Consider the following 676-nt stretch of genomic DNA (forward strand, 5'->3'; position numbering starts at 1 on the left):
CGTTCGGGTCGGGATGCACGTTCGGGTCGGGATGCACGTTCGGGATCTTCAGACTGGGATGCAGGGCGACTACCAGTCGGTGTTTGCGCCCGCCCGGCGCCTTCTCGTCGTGGTGCTTGGCGACCAGCGCGGTGACCGCCTCGGACAGTTCCGCCGCGAAGGTGGCCCGGTCCGCGGCGGTCGCGAAGCGGACCTCGCTGTCGACGGCGAACGTCGCCAGCTGTTTGCGGGCCGCCGTGGCGCCGGCAAGGAGCTCGCCCACCTCCTTGATCAGACGGGCGGCGAGGGCGAGCATCCACCGGGCCGAGGTCTCGTCCCGGGCGCGGTCAGGGTCCGGGGCGACGTCGGCCAATGCAGCCGGGGAGATGACGTAGGAGCTCGCGGTGGCCTGCAGCACCCGTTCGGTGCAGTTGCCCTTGCGTCGTTCCTCGACCAGCTCGATGAAGCCGTGCTGTTCCAGCGTGCGCAGGTGATAGTTGACCTTCTGCCTGGTCAGGCCTGTTTGCGCGGCCAGTGTGGTGGCCGAGCCGGGCTCGGCCAAGGCGGCCAGTAGCCGGGCGCGCACCGGGTCGAGCGAGACCTCGGCGGCGGCAGGGTCTTCGATCACTGCGACATCGAGCATGGGGTCATGGTGACATCCGAAAAGAAAAATTGTCAAGGACAATTCTCCCGTCGG

At 68.2% G+C, this 676-nt stretch carries 1 protein-coding gene; it reads right to left on the reverse strand.

Annotated features, from left to right (window positions below; all coding sequences use genetic code 11):
• On the reverse strand, positions 1-622 hold a 622-nt coding region (locus tag U9980_RS26675), incomplete at its 3' end, for a helix-turn-helix domain-containing protein (protein ID WP_416210408.1).
• Between the last annotated feature and the right edge of the window lie 54 nt (positions 623-676).

The organism is Protofrankia sp. Cr1 (genome assembly GCF_963555865.1).
In the GTDB taxonomy this organism is placed as follows: domain Bacteria; phylum Actinomycetota; class Actinomycetes; order Frankiales; family Frankiaceae; genus Protofrankia.